This window comes from Coprococcus sp. AM14-16 (assembly GCF_003434675.1).
Classification (GTDB): Bacteria; Bacillota; Clostridia; order Lachnospirales; family Lachnospiraceae; genus Coprococcus; species Coprococcus aceti.
This window is the reverse complement of the sequence record NZ_QTLL01000003.1, coordinates 1-22,605: the sequence shown is the minus strand read 5'-3', so window position 1 is coordinate 22,605 and position 22,605 is coordinate 1. Positions and strand designations below refer to the sequence as shown.

18 protein-coding genes and 2 tRNA genes are annotated in these 22,605 nt (G+C 45.0%); 18 read left to right on the top strand and 2 right to left on the bottom strand.

Going from position 1 to position 22,605, the window contains the following annotated elements; all coding sequences use genetic code 11:
• Positions 1–65 precede the first annotated feature (65 nt).
• Positions 66–2,138, bottom strand: coding sequence for a GH25 family lysozyme (locus tag DW159_RS10350; protein WP_117550619.1), 2,073 nt, complete (start codon positions 2,136–2,138; stop codon positions 66–68).
• Between the two features lie 170 nt (positions 2,139–2,308).
• Positions 2,309–4,891 (bottom strand): fibronectin type III domain-containing protein, encoded by a 2,583-nt coding sequence (locus tag DW159_RS10345; RefSeq protein WP_117550617.1) that lies wholly within the window; start codon positions 4,889–4,891, stop codon positions 2,309–2,311.
• A 247-nt stretch (positions 4,892–5,138) separates the two neighbouring features.
• Here DW159_RS10345 and DW159_RS10340 point away from each other — a divergent pair, with 247 nt between their 5' ends.
• The 18 genes from DW159_RS10340 (at position 5,139) to DW159_RS10255 (ending at position 22,454) form a co-directional block, all read left to right on the top strand.
• Entirely contained in the window at positions 5,139–6,050 is a 912-nt protein-coding gene (locus DW159_RS10340; RefSeq protein WP_117550615.1) for a DUF1189 family protein, read from the top strand.
• Between the two features lie 55 nt (positions 6,051–6,105).
• Positions 6,106–7,851 (top strand): pyruvate kinase, encoded by a 1,746-nt coding sequence (gene pyk / locus DW159_RS10335; RefSeq protein WP_117550613.1) that lies wholly within the window; start codon positions 6,106–6,108, stop codon positions 7,849–7,851.
• Between the two features lie 154 nt (positions 7,852–8,005).
• Positions 8,006–9,367 carry a C40 family peptidase gene (locus DW159_RS10330; protein ID WP_117550611.1) on the top strand — a complete coding sequence of 454 codons (1,362 nt, stop codon included), beginning with the start codon at positions 8,006–8,008 and terminating at the stop codon, positions 9,365–9,367.
• Between the two features lie 215 nt (positions 9,368–9,582).
• Complete coding sequence (hpf, locus tag DW159_RS10325; RefSeq protein ID WP_022215810.1) at positions 9,583–10,110, top strand: ribosome hibernation-promoting factor, HPF/YfiA family; 528 nt, start codon at positions 9,583–9,585, stop codon at positions 10,108–10,110.
• 166 nt (positions 10,111–10,276) lie between these two features.
• Positions 10,277–12,850, top strand: a complete 2,574-nt coding sequence (secA, locus tag DW159_RS10320) for a preprotein translocase subunit SecA (RefSeq protein WP_117550609.1) — start codon at positions 10,277–10,279, stop codon at positions 12,848–12,850.
• Between the two features lie 23 nt (positions 12,851–12,873).
• Positions 12,874–13,986, top strand: a complete 1,113-nt coding sequence (prfB, locus tag DW159_RS10315) for a peptide chain release factor 2 (protein ID WP_117550607.1) — start codon at positions 12,874–12,876, stop codon at positions 13,984–13,986.
• A gap of 126 nt (positions 13,987–14,112) precedes the next feature.
• Entirely contained in the window at positions 14,113–15,312 is a 1,200-nt protein-coding gene (locus tag DW159_RS10310) for a homoserine dehydrogenase (RefSeq protein ID WP_117550604.1), read from the top strand.
• 133 nt (positions 15,313–15,445) lie between these two features.
• Positions 15,446–16,651 (top strand): aspartate kinase, encoded by a 1,206-nt coding sequence (locus DW159_RS10305; RefSeq protein ID WP_117550602.1) that lies wholly within the window; start codon positions 15,446–15,448, stop codon positions 16,649–16,651.
• A gap of 202 nt (positions 16,652–16,853) precedes the next feature.
• Positions 16,854–17,333 carry a deoxycytidylate deaminase gene (locus DW159_RS10300; RefSeq protein WP_015533858.1) on the top strand — a complete coding sequence of 160 codons (480 nt, stop codon included), beginning with the start codon at positions 16,854–16,856 and terminating at the stop codon, positions 17,331–17,333.
• Between the two features lie 62 nt (positions 17,334–17,395).
• Positions 17,396–17,833, top strand: a complete 438-nt coding sequence (gene tsaE / locus DW159_RS10295) for a tRNA (adenosine(37)-N6)-threonylcarbamoyltransferase complex ATPase subunit type 1 TsaE (RefSeq protein WP_055223209.1) — start codon at positions 17,396–17,398, stop codon at positions 17,831–17,833.
• Entirely contained in the window at positions 17,830–18,555 is a 726-nt protein-coding gene (gene tsaB / locus DW159_RS10290) for a tRNA (adenosine(37)-N6)-threonylcarbamoyltransferase complex dimerization subunit type 1 TsaB (RefSeq protein WP_022215805.1), read from the top strand. Before tsaE ends, tsaB begins: the two co-directional genes overlap by 4 nt.
• A complete protein-coding gene (gene rimI, locus DW159_RS10285; protein WP_117550600.1) occupies positions 18,548–19,006 on the top strand; it encodes a ribosomal protein S18-alanine N-acetyltransferase in 459 nt (152 codons plus the stop codon). Before tsaB ends, rimI begins: the two co-directional genes overlap by 8 nt.
• 138 nt (positions 19,007–19,144) lie before the next feature.
• Positions 19,145–19,360, top strand: coding sequence for a hypothetical protein (locus tag DW159_RS10280; RefSeq protein WP_015533862.1), 216 nt, complete (start codon positions 19,145–19,147; stop codon positions 19,358–19,360).
• A gap of 40 nt (positions 19,361–19,400) precedes the next feature.
• Positions 19,401–20,315, top strand: coding sequence for a ribonuclease Z (locus DW159_RS10275; protein WP_015533863.1), 915 nt, complete (start codon positions 19,401–19,403; stop codon positions 20,313–20,315).
• 27 nt (positions 20,316–20,342) lie between these two features.
• On the top strand, positions 20,343–21,365 hold the full coding sequence (tsaD, locus tag DW159_RS10270) for a tRNA (adenosine(37)-N6)-threonylcarbamoyltransferase complex transferase subunit TsaD (protein WP_022215803.1): 1,023 nt from the start codon (positions 20,343–20,345) through the stop codon (positions 21,363–21,365).
• A gap of 54 nt (positions 21,366–21,419) precedes the next feature.
• Positions 21,420–22,193 (top strand): 2-C-methyl-D-erythritol 4-phosphate cytidylyltransferase, encoded by a 774-nt coding sequence (gene ispD / locus DW159_RS10265; RefSeq protein WP_187115870.1) that lies wholly within the window; start codon positions 21,420–21,422, stop codon positions 22,191–22,193.
• A gap of 46 nt (positions 22,194–22,239) precedes the next feature.
• Positions 22,240–22,325, top strand: a tRNA-Ser gene (locus DW159_RS10260).
• Between the two features lie 40 nt (positions 22,326–22,365).
• A tRNA-Ser gene (locus DW159_RS10255) sits at positions 22,366–22,454 on the top strand.
• Positions 22,455–22,605 lie beyond the last annotated feature (151 nt).

Genomic DNA, 22,605 nt, shown 5'->3' with positions numbered 1-22,605 from the left:
GATAGATACAAAATAGGCGTCATACCTGATCAGGTATGATGCCTATTTTGTTGTTTGAATTAAGACTAGTTTATTCTTATGAAATCGGATCTTACATATCCGGTGTATTTCTTTGAGCCCTTGGTGTAAGTGATCTTATACCACGCATTCTTGCCGGAATATTTGCAGCCGCTGATCTTGACCTTTGATCCTCTGGCAAGTTCCCGGATGATACGTTTGTTGGTTCCTGCCCCTGCCCTGAGACGGACCTGGCTGTCAATGACTGTTCCGCTCAATGAGCTGGCTTTTGCGGGAGCTTTTGAAATGTCGCCATATACTATCGAACCATTGACATTCTTATATGCAAGAATCCTGTAGCCGAAGCCGCTCTTCAAAGCAGGAAGTATACAACTGGTTGTTTTGTAAGAGAATATTTTCTTTACTCTTGTGTATTTGTTATGGGCAATATCATATTTGTATATGATGTAGCCGGATACATTTGAAAGCTTCTGCCAGTGCAGACAGCGATACGAACCGAGAGGAGTATACTTAAATGAAGATGTAAAGGTTCGTGGCTTTGTACATTTGCTGAACTCCAGGCGGTTGCTGTACATGATCACACCGTTGTATTCATAATACGCCCTCACGCCGAATTTGTATGTTGTGGCGGGAGAAAGTCCGGTAAAGTTATAACTTCTGGATTCGTCGCCTATGCATCTTGCAATTCTGTCATATTTACCAGTGGACGTGTTGTATTTGTACACGAAATAGCCTGTGACTCCGGAAATCTTGCTCCAGCGGACATTAATGGAACTGGAAGTCCTGTCTGCTATTGCGGCCTGGGTAGGCATGTCCGGGGCGGTATCGAAGATTGGAGGTTCAGGATCTGTCGATGCAGTTACAGCCTCTGCATAGGTGGCGGTGCAGCTATATTCTTGCGAGTAAGCTCCGAATACAGTGCCGGTATTTAATTTATGGTATCCGCGCACCATGTAGGTATATTTTTTACCGCTGGTGAGACCGTTATCAGTGTAGGTCAGAGTGCCGGCCCCCTTTGTTGTTCCGATCGACACATATTTTCCTTCGGCCTCATCGTAACGCACTATCTGATAACCATATACCTCAGGAACCTTATTCCAGGTGAGGGTTATGGATGAGCTGGTCGATGACTTAAATGTGAGTTCTGTAGGTGCTGCCGGTGTATTTACATATTTGAAATCAAGATCCGTCGGATAGCTTATTCCGGCGACGGTTCCGTTGTCATCGTACTGCCAATATGAATGAGTGGCGGTCAGCGTGTCTGAATCGTTGTACTGCGCATTCCATATTGGGTATTTGTTGTTTATACTGGTGATGTTCATGTCATCGGTTATAACACTTTTGCTCGCATACAGCATGCCCACGTAGCCACTTGCCTCCACTGTACTGCAAAAAGTGTTGATGACCGTGGTGGCAGCGCTTTTGGACAGGTGCGCATTGTAGAGCCTGCCGGTCAGTCCACCCTCCCATGCGTATTCGTAGTCCATGACGATGGGAAGTGTAAGGTTGTAAGAGGATACGATGTTCAAGGTGTATGCCGCCTCCTGCCTGGCCTCGGTGGCGTTTATGGCCTGAGAGTAGAAGTACGCTCCGACATCAATCCCTGCCGCAGTTGCATTCTTGACATTCTCAGCAAATTTGGAGTCGACGAAATATGCACCTGAACCATAGTACCTTCCTCCAGCCCTGATAAAGGCAAATGTAACGCCGCTAGATTTTACCTTGCTCCAGTTGATGGAACCGTTCCACTCCGATACGTCTATCCCCTTCATGACAGTGGAGTTCTTGAACTGGGATGCGTGTGTATATGTTGTCGATGAGAGCGTGGCAACACCATAAGGATTAGCGCTGTCTGACTGCTTTTGCAACTGCCTTATCGTCTCAGGATCGTTGCCGTAAAGACTATATATGTGGTCGATCTCGGCATCACTCAACTGAGTGTAGTCAAAGTTACCTTCATCCACAACCTCTTGGACCTCAGATCTGGTCGATGATGTTGAGATGGTGGAGGTGTCAGCCGCGTATACTGTGGCAGAGTGGAAGATATTATCTGCCGCAGTCAGTATAAATATTCCAAGGGAAATAATAAAAAGTTGTTTAGATAATCGTTTTATTCTCATGTAAGCCTCCTAATACAAATATTACAATTATATTACAAAAAGATTATTAAAATATTATTAATAAAAGACCTGCGTGAGAAAAATATTGAGAAAAATATAAAAAAATAGGGGAAAGCAGGAGATACAAAGTATGTATGCTTTTCCCTATTTTAATTGTATAAGTATAAGAATTACTTGACACGTATGAGATCAGATCTTATATAGCCGGTATATTTTCTGGAGCCTCTGGTGTATGTGACCTTATACCAGATATATCTTCCAGACTTTGCATAGCCGGAGATCTTGACTTTTGAACCCCTTGCAAGCGTTCTGACTACTCTGCTGTTTGTTCCGGCTTTTGCACGGAGGTTTACGCTGCTGTCAGTGATCGTTCCGGTAAGAGATGTATTCTTGATCGGTGCTTTTGAAAGTGCACCGTAGTATATCTTGCCGTTGTACTTCATGTAAGCGAGAACACGGTAACCGTAGCCTCTTCTGAGGTTAGGAACAAAACAGAAATTTGTCTTGTTGGATGTTATCTTCTTAACTCTTGTGTATTTGTTTGCCTTCTGATCATACTTGTATACGATGTAGCCGTCAGCGTATGACAGCTTTGACCACTGGAGGAATCTCTGCGATCCAAGTGGTGTGTATTTGAAGGATGATGTAAAGGTTGCCGGGAGAGTGCAGGAGCTGAAATCCTTGCGGTCACTGAAGCCTGTGAATCCATTCCGCTCTGTGTATGCTCTCACTCCAAATTTGTATTCTGTTCCGGCTTTAAGTCCTGTAAATGTATATGTTCTGTTGCTGCTTCCGCTGATACGTGCCACCTGCTCAAATGACTTGCTGGACGTATTATATTTGTATACCGTGTAGCCTGTGGCATCAGATATCTGTGTCCATCTTATGGTCACGGAATTGGCTGTCCTTGATGCGGTTGCAATCTGGGAAGGAACAGCAGGTCCGGTAAATCCGCTCGCTGCGCTGGCTGTCTCTGTGTAGTGGTATGTTCCATTTTTCTTGTAATATGCACATACCGTGTAGCTGTACTCAGTTGAATGAGGAAGTCCCTTGTGTGTGTATGTGTCAGTAGACTTGGAAGAGATCTTTGCAAGCCTTGTCCAAGTAGCATTGGATGGCTCCCATACATATACGATGTATCCGTCAACATTTTCCTGCTTATTCCACTTTAGTGTAAGTGAGCTTGTGTAGGCTGAAGTGATCTTGAGCCCTGTAACCTCGCCTGGGTCGGTGGTTATGGTCTTGGCATCTGACAGAACGTGCCAGATGGTGTTGGTATCAGTTGTTGTGTATGCGCGTACCTTGTAGTTATATTTTGTGCCAGGATTGAGCTGGCTGTCGGTAACCTCGCAGTCGTCAGGAGAATTGGTCGTGGCAATCGTCTCGTAGCTGCCTGATGAACCGTTGCTTCTGTATACTCTGTATCCTGTTGCTGCAGGGATAGGTGACCATGAAAGTTTTACAGATGTAGGCGCTGTAACTGTAGCCGCAAAGTTCTCTATGGTATCAGCTATTGTAATACCGGTACACTCTGCTGAGTAGGTTCCGTAGATGGCTCCTGAGCTCAATTTGTAATATCCGCGTACCTTGTATGTATACTTTTTACCGTCCTGAAGATTCTTATCTGTAAATGTAGTCGTTCCGGCACCCTTGGCAGTTCCCACGGAGACGTATTTATCTTCGGAGCTGTCGTAACGCACGATCTGGTAAGCATAGACCTCAGGGATCTTCGTCCATGTCAGTGTGATAGTGGAGTCTGTGCACGCTGACTGTGTCAGAGATGAAGGCGCGGCAGGAGATTTGACATATCTGAAATTCATATCAGTTGCATTGCTGATTCCTGACACCTTGCCGACGTCGCTGTACTGCCAGTATGAATGTTTCACTGTGAGAGTGTCCGTGTCGTTGTACTGGGCATTCCATATAGGATATGACTGTGCGATCGAAGATGCGTTCATGTCGTCTGTGATGACAGTCTTGCTGGCGTAGATCATGCCTACGTAGCCCTTTGATTCAACTGCCGCACAGAATGCTTTTATGACATTTGTAGCTGCGCTCTTGGAAAGGTGGGCGTTGTACAGACGACCGCTCAGACCTCCATCTTCCCATGCGTATTCATAATCCATGACAACGGGATAAGTTATGTTGTAGCCTGAGATCAGGTCGGTAGTGTATTTGGCTTCTGTCTTGGCCTCCGATGTGCTGATGGCCTGTGAGTAGAAGTACACACCCACGTCAACACCTGCATTCAGTGCATTTTTGATATTATCCTTGTATGTAGAATCGATGAAATATTTTCCTGAACCGTAGTAGCGTCCGCCCACACGTATGAATGCGTAGGATATTCCTGCGGCTTTAACCTTTTTCCAGTTGATGCTGTCGCCGTTCCACTCGGATACGTCTATGCCCTTGATGACTTTGTAGCCATCGAACATGGAAGAGTGGGTATATCCGGCACTCAGCGTAGCTATATCGCCGGTGGCGTTGTAATCGGATTGACGCTGGAGCTGTTTGATGGTTTCGGGATCATTATTATACAACTCGTATATGTGATCGATCTCTGTACCGTCCAGCTCTGTGTAGTGGAAGTTTCCATCGTCCACCACCTGCTGTACATCCTCCCTCGTCGATGTAACGCTTATGTCGGACATGTCTGCGGCATAGGCTGTTTCGGGCACGTTGCCGGCAAATGCGAATACACTTATACCCAGAGCAGCGCCCAGAATTATCCTGGTAAATTTTCTGATAATCATGAATTCCTCCCGTTTTGTAAAAAGTTTTTAGCACAGTTTACATAATATAATGTACGCTATGAAAAGTCAATAAAACTACGCCGATTTGTTACGAATATATTACAAAATGCTTATTAAAATCCAGCTAAAACATAAAGCCTGAATGAAAAACAAGAAAAAAGTCGGTAAAGGTTGATGTTTTTCATATTAAATACATAAAGTCTATGTTATAATTAGCAGGCATATGAAATTTGGAGGACAATAACTGTTGGATGATAAAAAAAGAGTTGGATTTTTAGGCGCGCTGAAGAACATGTTCGTAGGTGTCGCAAAACCGGAAGCTTATTACAGAAATGGACGATTTGGACGGATGTCATCGGCGATGCTGATAACATTTATCATGAGCACACTGACTTATCTGGTGATATTCTTTATTCCATATAACCAGTTGTTTGGCGGCGGAAGGTTTGCGGACAGGATAGACCGGAATATGGAGGATTTTTCACTGACCGGAGATGGTTTTTACTACGATGGGACATTCGATTGGTCGGATGATGAGAACATGTCCTACATAAAGATCGACACATCGAAGACGAAAGTGGATGAAGCTGTTGCAAGAGACCTTGCTGCAGACGGCGGGTATCGTACCGTATTCATCATATCAGCGGATGAGATACTCACATATAACTCAGGAAGAACACAGATCATAAGATGTAAGGATATATATGAATCCCTGAATGAGACATATGGATTCAAGGCTGTTACAAAGCAGGATGTGATCGATCTCATAAATAAGCTCGACACACCAGTGCTTGTGCTTGCATGGGTATTTCAGATAATTGTTGGATTTGTGCTCACGTTGTTCTGGTCACTGCTCATAACGGTAGCGGGACTGATAGCGGCATCCATGAAGAAGATAGAGGTATCATTTGGCACTATTTACAAATCTGCCATATATATAAGGTTATTATGGTATTTCCTCATGATGGTCATTGCAACATACATATGGCCGGCGAAGAGAACGATGGGGATGCTGGCGCTTTTCATATCTGTGATATACATATTTGCCGCTGTATCGCAGTATCATAAGAATACCCCGGATGACGATCCACAGGAAGGTCCGGCACAGGTAGAACAGAATGATCTGGCGCAGGAATTTGCCCAGTATGAGCAAAGGTAAATAATTATAGAACACATTCAAATACAATATATAAAACAGTAGGAGGAGTATTCATATGAATTTGAGAAAGACAAAGATAATTTGTACATTGGGACCGGCGACGGACGATGATGAGGTGCTCAGAAAGCTCATGATCGAGGGTATGGATGTTGCCAGATTCAATTTTTCTCATGGTGATCATGCCCAGCACAGGAAGAACAAGGACAGAGTGGAGAAGCTTCGTGAGGAGCTTGGACTTCCGGTTGCAACACTGCTTGATACTAAGGGCCCGGAGATAAGGGTTGGGGACTTCAAGGAGGGCAAGGTTGAACTCGTAGAAGGACAGACATTTACACTGACGACAGAGGATGTGGTGGGCGACCAGGCAAAGGTATCCATTACATACAAGAATCTTGTGAACGATGTCAAGCCGGGAGATACCATACTCATCGATGACGGCCTTATAAATATGAAGATAGAGAAGGTTACTGATAAAGATATCGTGTGCCGCGTGGAGAATGGCGGACCTGTATCAAACCACAAGGGTGTAAATGTTCCAAGAGTTAACCTCACCATGCCATACATAAGCGATGTAGACAGGGCGGATATAATCTTTGGTATTGAGAATGATTTCGATTTCATCGCTGCATCATTTGTAAGAACAGCCGACGATATACTTGAGATTAGGAAGATCCTTGACGAGTATGAGTGTGACAATATCAATATCATCGCCAAGATTGAGAATATGCAGGGCGTTGACAATATAGACGACATAATCAGAGTGTCCGATGGAATCATGGTCGCAAGAGGAGATATGGGTGTTGAGATACCTCTTGAGGATGTGCCTATCATCCAGAAGATGATCATCAAGAAGGTATACAATGCGGACAAGCAGGTCATAACAGCTACACAGATGCTTGACTCTATGATGATACATCCAAGACCTACCAGAGCAGAGGCGACAGATGTTGCAAATGCCATATATGACGGAACAAGTGCAATCATGCTCTCAGGAGAGACCGCAGCGGGCAAGTATCCGGTTGAGGCTCTTCACACCATGAAGACCATCGCAGAGAGAGCAGAGCGAGACATAGATTACAACAAGAGATTCTTCAACAGGGATGCGGTGCAGAATCCTGATATAACGAGTGCTATATCACATGCGACATGTACAACGGCCATAGACCTTGCAGCGGCAGCCATCATCACTGTTACCAAGTCAGGAAAGACAGCGAGAATGCTCTCAAAGTACAGACCAAAATGTCCGATCATCGGATGTACCCCTGTTAAGAAGGTTGCCAGACAGATCAATCTTTCATGGGGAGTTCAGCCTCTTCTTATAGGTGAGGAGAACAACACTGACGATCTCTTCGAGCATGCTGTTGATGCGGCAAAGAAGCACGGCTATGTTAAGGACGGTGAGGTGACTGTAATCACCGCCGGAGTCCCACTTGGCGTGACCGGCACGACAAACCTGATAAAGGTACACGTTGTAGGACATATCCTTGTAAAGGGCTTCTCTATAAATGAGAGATCTGCAACCGCACCGCTCTGTGTATGCGAGTCAGAGGATGAGCTCATCAAGAACTATAAGGATGGAGACATAATCGTCATAAATGAGACCAGCAACAGGATCATGGATCAGCTCAAGACTGCATCTGCGATCGTGTGTGAGAAGAACGGGGGCAATTCACATGCTGCCATAGTCGGACTCAGCCGTGACATACCTGTTATCCTGGGCGCACAGAACGCAACTAAGATCCTTAAGTCGGGCTCTATAGTTACTGTAAATGGCGAGGATGGAGTTGTAATTTCAAACTAGTACATGTAACAAATATGTAACAAAAAATAAATACAAACGTATAAAACAACGCCTCCTGTGTTGACAAATGTAATCATTATTGCTATACTACAATAGATTTGTAACAAAGATGTAATAATTGTTGCGTTAAGATCAGCACAGGAGGTTTTTTATAATGTCTAAAGCAAAGTCATTTAAGAAGACTATAGTTGTTGCTGCAGCGGCAGGAATGATGATCACCACTTCCATAGGAACGGTGAGCGCGGGACAGATATACAGCGATTCAACTGTAGGTATTTCATCTGCATTTGACAGATATGCTAACACCCTTGCGGGCAATGATAAAAACGCAGGCGATGCTGCAAAGGCGGCAACGTCCACAGATGCACAGAAGACTACAGCATCCGCAGGAAAGAATGCTGCGGAGACCAAGAAGGACAAGACAAGCGAAGAGAACAAGGTGAAATATCCTGATTTCAAGGATAAGTGTCTTGTTGCCACCGAGGATTATGTGAATATAAGATCGGGAGCCGGAACTGATTCAGATGTAGTTGGTATCATAGGGAACAATGGAATAGTAACCATAGAGAAGAAGGGCAAGGAGTGGACCAAGGTCACATCAGGTGACTGTACAGGATACATAAGGAATGACCTGCTTCTTTTTGGAGATGATGCGGGAGCCTATGCCGAGGCGAACTGTCCGAAGCAGGTAACTGTCAATACAGAGACACTCAACGTAAGAACGGAGGCTGATGTGAACTCCGACTGTATAACACAGGTTGGATCAGGCCAGAGCTTTGATGTCATATCACAGGATGACAAATGGGTGCAGATAGCACTTGACGACGAGACGAATGGTTATGTCAGCACTGAATTTGTAGATGATACATATGCATTTGCAACTGCCAAGTCCATGGAACAGATCCAGGCAGAGCTTGATGCGAAGGCTGCGGAAGAAAAGGCGGCAGAGGAGCAGGCAAGACAGGAACAGGAGAGCGCAGACGAGGCAGAAGCTGAGGACGCATCAGATGACAGCCAGAGCACAGAGGATGATTCCTACACGCCAGATCAGCCGGATACAGATTCTGCAGATCAGTCATCGGATACATCAGACGACACATCATCTGACAGCAGCGATTCAGACGATTCACAGAACAATGTAGTGGCACCGAGCGGCCAGACAGGAATAGACCTTGCGAACTTTGCAACACAGTTTGTGGGTAATCCATATGTATATGGCGGATCGAGTCTTACGGATGGAGCTGACTGCTCAGGCTTTGTCATGGCTGTATACGCTCAGTTTGGATATTCACTTCCACACTCAGCGGGAGCACAGTCACAGTATGGAACAAGAGTAGACACTTCAAGTCTTGAGCCTGGAGACATACTTTTCTATGGAGACAGCTCTATAGAGCACTGCGCTATATATATCGGAGACGGAATGATAGTACATGCCAGCACAGAGGAGACCGGTATCAAGATATCCTCTGCATTCTACAGAGATCCGCTCTGTGCAGTCAGAATCATAGGACAGTAGACAAGCTGTATATAATAGGGTATAATGAATACATTGAAGTGCACATGGTATACATGTGCGCTTTTTGTGTAAAATGGCGAAAACATGACAGCGAAAATAAATAAAGTTGTCAATATGCACATAAAAATACGTCAAATATATTGAAAAAAAGACTCGTTGTGGTATAATGGTCATATCAATTTGGATCATATCCAAAAAAGAAGGAGTTGGGCATCATGAATTACATAATCAGCGGTAAGAACATTGAAGTTACAGAAGGACTTAGAAATGCAGTACAGGACAAGCTCTCAAAGCTTGAGAAGTACTTTGCGGCTGATACTGGCGCACAGGTCACATTCAGCGTTGAGAAAGATAGACAGAAGATAGAGGTAACGATTCCTATGAAGGGACATATCATCAGAGCCGAGCAGGTTAGTGATGACATGTATGTTTCGATCGATCTCGTTGTAGAGGTTATTGAGAGACAGGTTACCAAGCATCGTAAGAAGCTCATTGACAAGGAGCAGAATGTAGCATACCTGAACGATGCATTTGTCGACGAGGACGTTGAGGATGATGACGATATCAAGATCGTGAGAACTAAGAAGTTCGAAGTAAAACCTATGTATCCAGAGGATGCATGTATCCAGATGGATCTGCTTGGACATAATTTCTATGTATTCAGGAATGCAGAGTCAGATGAGGTCAATGTCGTATACAAGAGAAAGGGCGGCACATACGGAATCATCGAGCCTGAATATTAAGATCAGATATTGGCAAAAGCACGGTTAATATAAGTGCCGATGATAATTGAATATAGTATTTTAAAGGAGACTTTCGGTTATAGAAGGTCTCCTTTTTGCTTGATATAAATGTCATATGATGTTAGAATGTACCCTGAATAACGATAGCTAGGAGGTCAAAAACAACATGGGTTTGTTTGAGAAAATATTTGGAACGCACAGCGAGAAGGAATTGAAAAAGATCAATCCTATAGTTGATGCGATAGAGGCACTCGACGAGAAGATGCAGGCACTTTCAGATGAAGAGCTGAGGGGCAAGACACAAGAGTTTAAGGACAGACTTGCTGCCGGCGAGACGTTAGACGATATATTGGTAGAAGCATTTGCGGTTGTGAGAGAGGCTGCATACCGTGTACTTGGAATGAAGCATTACAGGGTACAGCTCATAGGAGGAATAGTTCTCCATCAGGGAAGAATCGCAGAGATGAGAACGGGAGAAGGAAAGACACTTGTATCAACACTTCCTGCTTATCTGAATGCCCTTGAAGGAAAGGGTGTCCATGTTGTAACTGTCAACGACTACCTGGCAAAGCGAGATGCTGAATGGATGGGGCAGGTGCATGAATTCCTCGGACTTAAGGTCGGAATCATACTCAACAGTTCCACAACAGACGAGAGACGTGAGGCGTATAACTGCGATATTACATATGTTACCAACAACGAGCTCGGTTTCGATTACCTGAGAGATAACATGGTAATCTACAAGGAGAAGCTTGTTCTGAGAGATCTTCACTACTGTGTAATCGATGAGGTGGATTCAGTCCTTATCGATGAGGCACGTACTCCTCTTATCATATCCGGTCAGAGCGGCAAGTCCACAGAGCTCTACAAGATGTGTGATTACCTTGCGAGACAGATGAAGCGAGGTGAGGGTGATGGAGAGATATCCAAGATGGATATGCTCATGAAGACAGAGATAGAGGAGGATGGAGATTTCCTTGTAAATGAGAAGGACAAGTACGTCATGCTCACTGCAAATGGTGTGAAGATGGTAGAGCAGTTCTTCCATATTGACAACCTCTCAGACCCTGAGAACATGGAGATCCAGCACAATATCATCTTGGCACTCCGTGCACATAACCTCATGTTCAGAGACAGAGATTATGTGGTGAAGGATGATGAGGTACTCATCGTTGATGAGTTTACCGGACGTATCATGCCAGGACGTAGATTCTCAGATGGTCTGCATCAGGCTATAGAGGCAAAGGAGAATGTAAAGGTCAAGAGAGAGAGCAAGACTCTTGCAACGATCACATTCCAGAACTTCTTCAACATGTTTGACAAGAAGGCAGGTATGACAGGTACAGCCCAGACAGAGGAAGAGGAGTTCAGAGAGATCTATGGAATGGACGTTGTTGTCATTCCTACGAACAGACCTATACAGAGAATAGATCAGCCGGATTCTATATTTAAGACTAAGAAAGAAAAGCTCAATGCGATCGTTGAGCAGATTAATATAAGTTACAGAAAGGGACAGCCGGTGCTTGTCGGTACGATCAATATCGACGCATCAGAGGAACTCAGTCATATGCTGTCCAAGAGAAAGATACCTCACAAGGTGCTCAATGCCAAGTTCCACGAGCTTGAGGCTGAGATAGTTGCAGATGCTGGACAGAAGAATGCGGTAACCATCGCGACTAACATGGCAGGACGTGGTACTGATATCAAGCTCGGCGAGGGTGTTGCAGAGCTCGGAGGACTCAGGATCATCGGTACAGAGAGGCACGAGAGCAGACGTATCGATAATCAGCTCCGTGGACGTTCAGGACGACAGGGAGATCCGGGAGAGTCAAAGTTCTATCTGTCACTGGAAGATGATCTGATGAGACTTTTCGGATCAGAGAGAGTTATGTCAGTGTACGATACCCTTAAGATACCTGAGGGCGAGGAGATAGAGCATAAGACTATTTCCAACTTCGTAGAGAAGGCACAGAAGAAGATCGAGGGTAACAACTTTGCCATAAGAAAGAATCTTCTTGAGTATGACCGTGTTAACAACGAGCAGAGAGAGATCATTTACAAGGAGCGTAGACGAGTTCTTGACGGCGAGAACATGCACGAGGTTATCCTCAAGATGATAAAGGATGATATAAATGCAGCAGTAGATCAGGTATGCTCATCAGAGACAGCACCTGAGGATTGGAATCAGGTAGAGCTGGATGACATGATAAGGGGCATAGTTCCATTTGCTGAGCCGGTTACACTTACCGAAGAGGAGATCAAAAAGGCAGATATCAGCGAGCTGAAGGATAGACTGTACAATGAAGCTCTTGAGCTCTATGCTGCCAAGGAGGAAGAGATTGGTGATCCTGATCAGATGAGAGAGATCGAGCGAGTTATACTCCTCAAGACTATAGATAGAAAGTGGACAGATCATATCGACGACATGGATAATCTGAGACAGGGAATCGGACTTAGATCACTTGGCCAGAGAGATCCTGTTGTAGAATACAAATTCGCAGGATATGACATGTTCAATGACATGACAGCAGCGATCCGTGAGGATACCGTAAAGCTTCTTCTCAGAATAAAGGTTGAGCAGAAGATTGAGCGTGAAGAGGTGAATAAGGTTACAGGAACCAATAAGGATGACACAGCGTCAAGGGGACCTGTAAAGAAAGCCAAGAAGATAGGCAGAAATGATCTCTGTCCATGCGGAAGCGGTCTGAAGTATAAGAATTGCTGCGGTAAGAACGCATAAATACGTGATACAGGAGAAACCAAGTGATAGAATTGGATGAGTTCAGGGCGACGATGGCCTCCTATAGGGATCCCTTGGGGGAGGTCAAGTCATCCCTTGACATTGAAAACAAGACAGACAGAATAGCAAAGCTTAATTATGAGATGGAACAGCCGGATTTCTGGGATGATATCGACAGATCCCGTGAGGTATCGAAGGAACTGAAGGGACTTCAGGATCTGGTTGACAACTATAAGAAGCTTGAGAATGACTATGTGGATATAGATACACTGATCCTGATGGCGGAGGAGGAGAATGATCCGAGTCTTGTGCCTGAGATAGGGGAGCAGATAGATATATTTACGAAGGAATTTGAGGAGTATAGGATAAATCTTCTCTTCACTGACGAGTTTGATGACTGTAATGCGGTACTCACACTCCATTCAGGAGAGGGCGGAACGGAGTCCTGCGACTGGGCGAGTATGTTGTACAGAATGTATACCAGATGGGCAGAAAAGCACGGCATGAGTGTTGAGGTGCTCGATTTCCTTGAGGGCGATGAGGCTGGTATAAAGTCTGTGACCATTCAGATAAATGGGCAGCATGCGTACGGATATCTCAAGTCAGAGAAGGGAGTGCACAGACTGGTAAGAATATCACCATTCAATTCGGCCGGCAAGAGAATGACTTCGTTTGCATCCTGTGATGTCATACCGGATATAGAGCAGGATTTGGAGATAGAGATCAGGGATGAAGATATAAGGGTAGATACCTACAGATCGAGCGGTGCAGGTGGCCAGCATATCAATAAGACATCATCGGCCATCAGAATCACACATTATCCTACCGGTATAGTTGTTCAGTGCCAGAATGAGAGATCACAGCTCATGAACAAGAATAAGGCTATGCAGATGCTGAAGTCCAAGCTGTATCTTTTGAAGAAGCAGGAGAATCTGGAGAAGATTTCGGACATCCGCGGAGAGGTAACTGACAATGGTTTTGGAAGTCAGATAAGATCGTATGTGCTCCAACCATATACCATGGTCAAGGATAAACGTACAGCCTATGAGAATTCAAATGTATCGGCGGTTCTCGATGGAGATCTTGATGGATTTATGACAGCCTATCTCAAATGGGTGAATAAGGTTGAGGTGTAGCAGCACATGAGAGTCATTTGATGATAAGAAATTAGTCTTTGACAATGACGCTTTATACTGATAAAGTAATGACGTACTAAACTTGCATTATTATGCAGAAAAAGGAGATAAGAAGGAGATAAAAACATGGTGAATATAGCAGTATTAGGTTATGGTACAGTGGGTTCAGGAGTTGTGGAAGTGATTAACACCAACCATGATATTGTTAACAAGAGAGCTGGACAGGAGATAAACGTTAAGAGAGTGCTTGATCTCAGGGAGTTTCCTGGGGATCCTGTCGAGAACATTCTCACCCATGATTTTGAAGATATACTTAACGACGATGATATAAGCGTCGTTGTGGAGGTTATGGGAGGTGTTGAGCCTGCATATACATTTGTCAAGAAGTGTCTGCTTGCCGGCAAGAGTGTGGCAACCTCCAACAAGGAGCTTGTGGCCGTTCATGGACCTGAGCTTATAAAGATTGCCAGAGAGGGCGATATCAATTTCTTCTTTGAAGCATCAGCAGGCGGTGGAATTCCTGTTATAAGACCACTTAACACATCCATAACTGCGGATGATGTTACGGAGATCACAGGAATACTCAATGGTACAACGAATTACATCCTAACCAAGATGGATAAAGAGGGGGCTGACTATGCGACAGTGCTGAAGCAGGCACAGGAGCTCGGATATGCGGAGCGCAATCCTGAGGCTGATGTAGAGGGTGGCGATGCGTGTAGAAAGATAGCTATACTTACATCTCTCGTATATGGCAAGAACCTGGATTACAACAGGATACATATGGAGGGAATAACCAGGATAACAACAGATGATTTCAAGTATGCGGATAAGATGGGCTATTCTGTAAAACTTGTCGGAACAACCAGAAAAACAGACGGCAAGCTATATTCATATGTTGCCCCGGTTATGCTTCCACATGACAATCCGCTGGCAAAGATAGATGATGTATACAATGGCATACTTGTACATGGTAATGCACTTGACGACGTAATGTTCTACGGCAAGGGCGCCGGAAAGCTTCCAACAGCGTCTGCGGTTGTATCAGACGTTATTGATGCAGTGAAGAATGCGGGAAGACATGTTCCTATCATATGGGAGGACGAAGAACTTGAGATGGGTACATTTGCGGACTCAGAGAGCAGATTCTTTGTCAGAACAGATGAGAAGGATGAGGCTGCCATCAAGGCGGTATTTGGTGATGTTGAGTATGTCGATTCTGATCTCGATGAAAAGGCATTTGTTACAGCAGTGATCACAGAGGGTGAATTTGAGGCACGTTGCAATAAGATTGGTGTCAAGAGTGCTCTTAGAGTGCTGGATTAGTACAATATTATTCAATGACCTTGCAATCCTAGTCGAATTGCGGTATTTTACAAAAGGCTTATTTCTTTTTACCGGACCGCTCCGGTGAAGAGTTAAATATACAAATTTTCAAATGAGCGATCAGGAGGACAATATGTTAATAGTAAAGAAGTTTGGTGGTACTTCTGTTGGAAATACCGAAAGAATCTTTAACGTGGCCAAAAGATGTATTGAGGACTGGCAGAGGGGGAACGACGTAGTCGTAGTTCTGTCTGCGATGGGTAAATACACAGATGAACTGATAGATATGGCTAAGCAGGTAAATGAGAATCCACCTAAGAGAGAGATGGATATGCTTTTTACAATAGGTGAACAGATGTCCGTATCGCTTATGGCTATGGCTATGAATTCTCTTAAAGTTCCTGCAATCTCTCTGAACGCATTCCAGGTGGCAATGCATACAACTTCAGTGTATGGCAATGCGCGTCTGAAGAGAATCGATGTTGAGAGAATAAGACATGAGCTGGAGCAGAGAAAGATAGTTATTGTCACAGGATTCCAGGGAATTAACAAGTATGACGATTACACAACTCTTGGTCGTGGTGGTTCAGATACAACAGCTGTTGCACTTGCAGCGGCACTTAACGCTGATGCGTGTGAGATATACACAGATGTGGATGGAGTATATACAGCAGATCCACGTAAGGTAAAGACCGCACGTAAGCTGGATACGATAACATACGATGAGATGCTTGAGCTTGCTACACTTGGAGCAGGCGTTCTGCACAACCGTTCAGTTGAGCTTGCAAAGAAGTTCGGCGTTCAGCTGGTTGTTCGTTCAAGTCTCAATTTTTCAGAGGGTACAATAGTTAAGGAGGATACTGGAATGGAGAAGATGTTAGTTAGTGGAGTTGCAGCGGATGCAGATTCAGCGAGAGTGGCAGTTGTAGGATTAGAGGACACACCAGGTGTTGCATTCAAGCTTTTCAACCTGCTTGCAAAGAATGACATCAATATAGATATGATACTGCAGTCAGTAGGAAGACATGGAACAAAGGATATTACATTCACATGTAGTGATGAGAATGCAGACAAAGCAGAGGAGATCATCAAGAACAACATAGGCAAGTTTGAGAGCATAGATGTCAACAAGAATGTTGCAAAGGTTTCTATCGTTGGTGCAGGAATGCAGACAAATGCAGGTGTTGCGGCCAAGATGTTCGAGGCTCTCTATGATGAGAATATCAACATCAGAATGATCTCAACATCAGAGATCAGAGTTACAGTTCTCATCGACGAGCAGTATACAGAGCGTGCAATGAACGCGATCCATGACAAGTTCGCACTCGGCGATCGTTAATTCTAACAGAATCATATGAAGTTCTGTTCTGCAGGACCTTACAATATACGCCGGGGGAAACTCCGGCTTATATTATCATAAGGGGGAACCGCCGTTAAGGCGGGGGATTCCTTATGATGAAGCAGACGCCGCGCGGAGCGCCTTTCATGCGTCTGCACCCGTAGATAAGGGGAACATAAAAGAAATTGAAAGGAGTCAGGGTATGAAGAGAACAGATTACATATCGTGGGATCAGTATTTTATGGGCATTGCGATGATGTCGGCAGAGAGAAGCAAAGACCCGTCAACGCAGGTTGGCGCGTGTATAGTGGACAAGAACAACAGAATTCTGTCCATGGGATATAATGGTATGCCGGCAGGATGCGACGATGACACAATGCCGTGGGGAAAGTCTGGAGCCCCGCTTGACAACAAATATTTCTATGTATGCCACGCGGAGCTGAACTCTATTCTTAATTACAGAGGCGGCAATCTCAAGGATGCGATCATATATTCTACTCTGTTCCCGTGCAATGAATGTGCCAAAGCTATTATTCAGTGCGGTATAAAGGAAGTAGTGTATATGTCAGACAAGTATGCGATGACAGAGAGCACCATAGCCTCCAAGAAAATGTTTGACATGGCTGGTGTTGCATACAGACCATTTGAAGCAAAAGGCAGGAAGATCACGCTCAATCTTTAGAGTTAACAGAATAGTTCCGGAATACCGGAGAGAACACATATGTATGACAGACAGGAGAGAATATGGTCATAGAGAGTAATAGCAAGGAAGAAACCTACAATGCAGGAGTGCAGCTTGGACAGAATGCAGCTCCTGGCCAGGTGTACTGTATATATGGAGATCTGGGAGTTGGCAAGACGATAATATCCCAGGGGGTGGCAGCTGGACTTGGAATCACTGAAGTGGTGAACAGCCCTACTTTCACTATTGTGAAGGAGTATGACGAGGGCAGATTGCCTCTGTATCATTTTGACGTGTACAGGATCGGCGATGTGGACGAGATGGATGAGATAGGCTACAATGAGATGGTGTATGGAGATGGAGTATGTCTTATAGAGTGGGCTAACCTCATTGAGGAGATATTACCTGGCACATACACCAGAATCGATATAGAGAAGGACCTTTCAAAGGGCCTTGATTACAGGCGTATTACGATAGAAGAGAGGCATGATCAGATATGAAGATCTTAGCATTTGACAGCTCAGGACTTGTGGCGAGCGTTGCCATAGTCGAGAACAATAATTTGATAGCTGAATATACAACCAACTACAAGAAGACACATTCCCAGACACTGCTTCCTATGCTGGAAGAGATCGTGAAGATGACAGAGACGGACAAAGAGAGCTTTGATGCGTTGGCTGTTGCTGCAGGACCGGGATCATTTACAGGACTCAGGATAGGCTCAGCGACGGTCAAGGGACTTGCACTTGCATGGAATATACCGGTTATTGCGGTGCCGACACTTGAGGGGCTTGCATACAATGTGTGGGGAACTGACAGACTTATCTGCCCTATCATGGACGCGAGAAGAAAACAGGTGTATACGGGACTTTACAGTTTTAACAGTGATGACAGGCTTGAGACGATAATGGATCAGACTCCTATGGATATTGCCGACCTTATAGACCAGCTCAATGAGAGAGGGGAAAAGGTTATATTTGTGGGAGATGGAATAGATGTGTATGCTGATGTTTTGAAAGAGAAGATGACGGCAGACTATGCGTTTGCTCCGGCACACATGAATAAGCAGAGAGCTGGCTCGGTGGCAGCCGCAGCCCAGGTGAGATATGCAGCCGGACAGTATGAGGAGGGGGATACATTTGCTCCTGAATATCTCAGACAGTCACAGGCAGAGCGGGAGAGAGCTGAAAAGGCAAAACTGGAGAATGATGGACATGAATAGTTGCTTTTTTCATGTACGCCCGAGACTGGCAGATATGAAAGACCTGGCCGGGATAGCTGCACTTGAGATGGCGGTGTTTTCGCATCCGTGGAATGAGGAGATGGTGTCCTCATCTATACAGGGGACATACGATCATGTCAAGATCCTTGAGACTTCTGAAGGAAAAATCGCCGGCTATATCATATATTCGGCGGTGTGTGACAGTGCAGATCTGCTCAGGGTAGCAGTGGATGCCGGATCAAGACGTCGTGGCATCGGCTGTAAGCTGATGGAAGCCATGATAGATGACTGCAAGGACAGGAATGTGCAGAGCATATTTCTGGAAGTCAGGGAATCCAACGCTGCTGCGATAGCTATGTATGAGCAGTTTGGATTTATAAAAATTTCTACAAGAAAAAAATACTACGACTCACCGGTGGAGGATGGTCTGGTTATGCAAAAACAGTTGTAGTAATAGATATATGCAGAATATACAGTGCGTGGAGACCACATTTGCACGGCTGGAAAACATTGTCGGTATATTCTGTGAAGGATCTGGCTTATAATCAGACTCATAACAGGGCTGCATGCAGTCGGACAGGAGATAAATATGAGTGAGATCAGATGTAATAGGTGTGGAAGGATAATTGTATTTGGAGATATGCATAACAAGGAGGATTACGTCCTTATTCAGAAGGAGTGGGGATATTTCTCGCGCAAGGATGGCAGAAAATACACACTCAGGATGTGTGAGGACTGTTACGACAGACTTGTAAATGAATGTGTCATACCTCCAAGGATAGATGATGTGACAGAGTATGCATAGAGTATGCATATAGACTCTGCCTTAGAAATGGAGATAGAAGATGATAGACGTATGTCTTTTGGGGACCGGAGGGATGATGCCGCTGCCATACAGGGCACTTACATCTCTCGTGGTCAGATATAACGGACACGAGATGCTGATAGACTGCGGAGAGGGAACCCAGACCTCAATGCGTCAGCAGGGCATGATAGGCTTTAAGCAGATAGATGTGATCTGCTTCACACATTTTCATGCAGATCATATAAGCGGATTGCCGGGGCTGCTGCTCACGATAGGCAATGCCGAGAGAACGGAGCCACTTCTTATGGTTGGCCCAAAGAGACTTGAGAAGGTAGTCAATTCCCTCAGGGTTATAGCGCCTGAGCTTCCGTTTGAGATCAGGTTCCAGGAGCTCTCGGAGGCTGAGGAGAGCTTTATGTGGGAGGATCTCAGGGTGGATGCATTCAGGGTGAATCACAATGTGACATGTTATGGATATTCCCTTTCACTTCCAAGAACAGGAAAATTCAGCGTGGACAGAGCTAGAGAGAACGAGATTCCGATGAAATACTGGAATGGCCTGCAGAAGGGCAACACATACGAGGAGGATGGACACATATATACTCCTGATATGGTGCTTGGTCCTGACCGCAAGGGCCTGAAGCTCACATACTGCACAGATACCAGACCGACCCCCCTTATAGAGAAGTATGCAGCCGGATCAGATTTGTTCATATGCGAGGGCATGTACGGCGAAAAGGAGAAAGAGATAAAAGCCATAGAGCATAAGCATATGATGATGCAGGAGGCTGCGGCCATAGCGGCAAAGGCAGATGTGGGGGAGATGTGGCTTACACATTACAGTCCGTCGATGGCAAAACCGGCGGTGTTTATGGATGAGATAAGAGAGATATTCCCGAGAACTATTGCAGCAAAGGATAGGACGACAACAACGCTCAAGTTTTCGGAGGAGTAGAATAGATCGACAAAGGTGAGATGAATTATGGAGAAAGATGTAAAGATACTGGCTATAGAATCCTCATGTGATGAGACATCCGCAGCGGTTGTTGTGAATGGAAGAAACGTACTGTCAAATATAATATATTCACAGATAGATATCCATACACTTTATGGAGGCGTTGTGCCGGAGATAGCTTCGCGAAAGCACATAGAGAAGATTACACAGGTCATAAGACAGGCGCTCAAAGAGGCAGAGTGCACACTGGATGACATAGATGCGGTTGCAGTCACATATGGACCGGGGCTTGTTGGCGCTCTTCTCGTTGGTGTGGGAGCAGCCAAGGCCATAGCATTTGCAAAAGATATACCACTTGTTGGTGTGCATCATATAGAAGGTCATATCGCAGCAAATTATATAGAGAACAAGGAGCTTGAGCCTCCGTTCATGTGCCTTGTCGTGTCAGGAGGTCACACACATCTTGTAAAGGTAGTCGATTACGGCAAGTTTGAGATACTGGGAATAACCAGGGATGATGCGGCAGGAGAGGCATTTGACAAGGTAGCAAGGGCTATAGGACTGGGTTACCCGGGTGGACCGAAGATAGATCGCAAGGCGAAGGAGGGCAATCCTGACGCTATAGAATTTCCAAGGGCAAAGGTGGCAGAATCAGCCTATGACTTCAGTTTCAGTGGCCTGAAGTCCGCAGTGCTCAACTATATCAATCAGGCTCATATGAGAGACGAGCAGATCAATGAGGCCGATGTGGCAGCATCATTCCAGAAAGCAGTAACGGAAGTGCTTACAGAGCATGCGGTTGCTGCGGCAAAGGAATATCATATGGATAAGATAGCCATAGCTGGCGGAGTTGCGTCCAATTCTGCTCTCAGAGCCAGCATGAAGGCGGCCTGTGAGAAGGCTGGGCTTACATTGTATCATCCATCGCCGATACTGTGCACGGACAATGCGGCCATGATAGGTGCGGCGGGATACTACGAATACATAAATGGAACAAGACATGGATGGGATCTGAATGCCATACCAAACCTCAAGCTGGGTGAGAGATAACCAGCCTGGTCAAATGTGTGATGGTGTCAGACTACTACTAGGGAGAAGATGAACATGGGCGATGCGGATAATGCCGATTACAAAGAATCAAATATAGAAATCTTTGATACAGTGGATGAAGTAAAGGTCACGGCAATAGTCCTTGCAGCCGGAAAGGGCAGCAGGATGCACAGCGATATACCTAAGCAATTTATGACGCTAGGGGATTATCCCGTACTGTATTATTCGCTCAAGGCCTTTCAGGACAGTCCGGTTGATGACATAATTCTTGTCACAGGTGAGGATTATGTAGAATATTGCAGAAATGACATAGTAGACAGGTACAACATCACCAAAGTCAGGAAGATCGTGACCGGTGGGGCAGAGCGCTATGACTCCGTACATAATGGACTTATTGCGGCGGATGGTGCGAAGTATGTACTCATCCATGATGGTGCGAGACCATGCATAACCCAGAAAATCATCACAGATTCCATAGATGCAGTAAAGATATATTCTGCGTGTACAGTGGGTGTACCTGTGAAGGATACCATCAAGATAGTAGATGAGGATCATATAGGAGTGGATACTCCTGATAGATCCAGGCTGTGGCAGGTTCAGACTCCACAGAGTTTTAACAGGGAACTTCTGCTTACCTGTTATGATAGACTGGCGCATGACAAAAGTCAGGTTATAACAGATGACACAATGATAGTGGAGCGTTATAGCAGCGTCAGAACGAAGGTGATAATGGGGGCGTATGAGAACCTGAAAATCACCACTCCTGAGGATTTAAAAATTGCTTCAAATTTTTTGGAAAAAGATGTTGACACAAAGATGGTAAAGTGATAATATGTACAAGTCGCCGGTTGATGGCGACGAACAAAAACAACTTGGAGAGATATCGAAGCGGTCATAACGAGGCGGTCTTGAAAACCGTTTGTCCGAAAGGGCGCGAGGGTTCGAATCCCTCTCTCTCCGCTGGCTTTCATACATAATGAAAGTTCAAGCGCTTGATACTGGAGAAGTACCCAAGCGGTTGAAGGGGCTCCCCTGGAAAGGGAGTAGGCCGTTAATAGCGGCGCGAGGGTTCAAATCCCTCCTTCTCCGTTAGACATACTTAGTATCAGAGCTATATAAGAACCTTGAAAAATTAACAACATGACAACCCTGAAATTCCAAAAAAGAATTTCAAGAACGTCGGATCGAAAGATCCAACAAACCAATAACAGTAAAGATGGTTAGGAAAAATACAAGCTAG

Excerpts from the sequence above, each read along its gene's own strand:
- secA (WP_117550609.1), top strand. The coding sequence starts at position 10,277 with ATGGGTTTGTTTGAGAAAATATTTGGAACGCACAGCGAGAAGGAATTG.
- DW159_RS10305 (WP_117550602.1), top strand. The coding sequence starts at position 15,446 with ATGTTAATAGTAAAGAAGTTTGGTGGTACTTCTGTTGGAAATACCGAA.
- rimI (WP_117550600.1), top strand. The coding sequence starts at position 18,548 with ATGAATAGTTGCTTTTTTCATGTACGCCCGAGACTGGCAGATATGAAA.
- DW159_RS10280 (WP_015533862.1), top strand. The coding sequence starts at position 19,145 with ATGAGTGAGATCAGATGTAATAGGTGTGGAAGGATAATTGTATTTGGA.
- DW159_RS10330 (WP_117550611.1), top strand. The coding sequence starts at position 8,006 with ATGTCTAAAGCAAAGTCATTTAAGAAGACTATAGTTGTTGCTGCAGCG.
- pyk (WP_117550613.1), top strand. The coding sequence starts at position 6,106 with ATGAATTTGAGAAAGACAAAGATAATTTGTACATTGGGACCGGCGACG.
- DW159_RS10275 (WP_015533863.1), top strand. The coding sequence starts at position 19,401 with ATGATAGACGTATGTCTTTTGGGGACCGGAGGGATGATGCCGCTGCCA.
- ispD (WP_187115870.1), top strand. The coding sequence starts at position 21,420 with ATGGGCGATGCGGATAATGCCGATTACAAAGAATCAAATATAGAAATC.
- tsaB (WP_022215805.1), top strand. The coding sequence starts at position 17,830 with ATGAAGATCTTAGCATTTGACAGCTCAGGACTTGTGGCGAGCGTTGCC.
- tsaE (WP_055223209.1), top strand. The coding sequence starts at position 17,396 with ATGGTCATAGAGAGTAATAGCAAGGAAGAAACCTACAATGCAGGAGTG.
- tsaD (WP_022215803.1), top strand. The coding sequence starts at position 20,343 with ATGGAGAAAGATGTAAAGATACTGGCTATAGAATCCTCATGTGATGAG.
- hpf (WP_022215810.1), top strand. The coding sequence starts at position 9,583 with ATGAATTACATAATCAGCGGTAAGAACATTGAAGTTACAGAAGGACTT.
- DW159_RS10300 (WP_015533858.1), top strand. The coding sequence starts at position 16,854 with ATGAAGAGAACAGATTACATATCGTGGGATCAGTATTTTATGGGCATT.
- DW159_RS10310 (WP_117550604.1), top strand. The coding sequence starts at position 14,113 with ATGGTGAATATAGCAGTATTAGGTTATGGTACAGTGGGTTCAGGAGTT.
- DW159_RS10345 (WP_117550617.1), bottom strand. The coding sequence starts at position 4,891 with ATGATTATCAGAAAATTTACCAGGATAATTCTGGGCGCTGCTCTGGGT.
- DW159_RS10350 (WP_117550619.1), bottom strand. The coding sequence starts at position 2,138 with ATGAGAATAAAACGATTATCTAAACAACTTTTTATTATTTCCCTTGGA.